This is a genomic window from Desulforhopalus sp. IMCC35007, assembly GCF_005116575.1.
In the GTDB taxonomy this organism is placed as follows: Bacteria; Desulfobacterota; Desulfobulbia; order Desulfobulbales; family Desulfocapsaceae; genus Desulforhopalus_A.
Genome location: NZ_SWCN01000072.1, coordinates 1 through 1,304, shown reverse-complemented (window position 1 = coordinate 1,304; position 1,304 = coordinate 1). Strand labels below are relative to the sequence as shown.

The window sequence follows — 1,304 nt, the reverse complement described above, 5'->3', positions numbered from 1 at the left end:
CTGCTTGTAAGCTAACGGTTTCAGTTTCTATTTCACTCCCCTCCCGGGGTTCTTTTCACCTTTCCCTCACGGTACTCGTTCACTATCGGTCATCGGTTAGTATTTAGCCTTGGAAGATGGTCCTCCCATATTCCCACAGGGTTTCACGTGTCCCGTGGTACTCTTTCTAGCTAGGTCAAGATATATTTCGTGTACCGGACTATCACCGTCTATGGTCAGCCTTTCCATACTGTTCCACTATATATCTACGATCCATATCGCTAAGTTGGGCTACTCCGCGTTCGCTCGCCGCTACTTACGGAATCTCAATTGATTTCTATTCCTGCAGGTACTAAGATGTTTCAATTCCCTGCGTTCGCCTCACATGCCTATGAATTGAGCATGAGATGGTAGGTTATAACACCCACCGGGTTTCCCCATTCGGAAATCTCCGGATCAAAGCCTGTTAACAGCTCCCCGAAGCTTATCGCAGCTTGCCACGTCCTTCATCGCCTTCCGATGCCAAGGCATCCGCCGTTAGCCCTTAATAGCTTATCCATAAAACTTGATTAAACTTTAAGAACTTCACTCATCTATCCGCTTACAACAGATAGAAAAGAAAACTCAACTACTGTAACCTTCAAATCCAATGGGGGTCTTTTGTATCTATAGACACGGTGACCAACGGCCTGTGTGCCCATACAAAAAACTTTAAAAGATTTAAAGGATTTTATACTACTCTACTATTCAATTATCAAAGAACATTGCTGCCACTTACTTTAATGCAAAATAAATAACAGTGAAGCATAAGAGCTTCATAAACAATTATTATAGAATCTGAAAAATGGTGGGCCTAGGTGGACTTGAACCACCGACCTCACGCTTATCAGGCGTGCGCTCTAACCAGCTGAGCTATAGGCCCATTTTTGAACCGCTGATTAGGCTTTATGCTTCGTCGTCACGAAAAGTTCATTTCTTCGACGTATTCATATACGTCTCAGTCACTCACTCTTCGCACTCCTCGTCTAAAACCAAATCATCTGGTCAAAAACTAGTCGGCAAAAACCTGTAGCATCTGATTGCAATCCATTTTCAGTTTCAAAGATCAATAAACCTTCAGCAACCCGAAGTTGCGAAGGGCAGGGGAGTAAAACACCCCAAAGGATCATGACGATCCCTCAAAACTAAATAACAACAGCAAACGGGGTTAATCCCCAGTAACAGGTTTTGTGTACTCATGTTCTTACAAGATGTAAGAAACCGGTAACACTCACTGTATCATCCTTAAAAAGGAGGTGATCCAGCCCCAGGTTCCCCTAGGGCTA

At 43.7% G+C, this 1,304-nt stretch carries 1 tRNA gene and 1 rRNA gene; both read right to left on the bottom strand.

Annotation, left to right across the window (positions count from 1 at the left end):
* Positions 1 to 537: ribosomal RNA gene (locus FCL48_RS24645) — 23S ribosomal RNA — on the bottom strand; the annotation flags it as partial.
* Between the two features lie 287 nt (positions 538 to 824).
* Positions 825 to 901, bottom strand: a tRNA-Ile gene (locus FCL48_RS24640).
* Between the last annotated feature and the right edge of the window lie 403 nt (positions 902 to 1,304).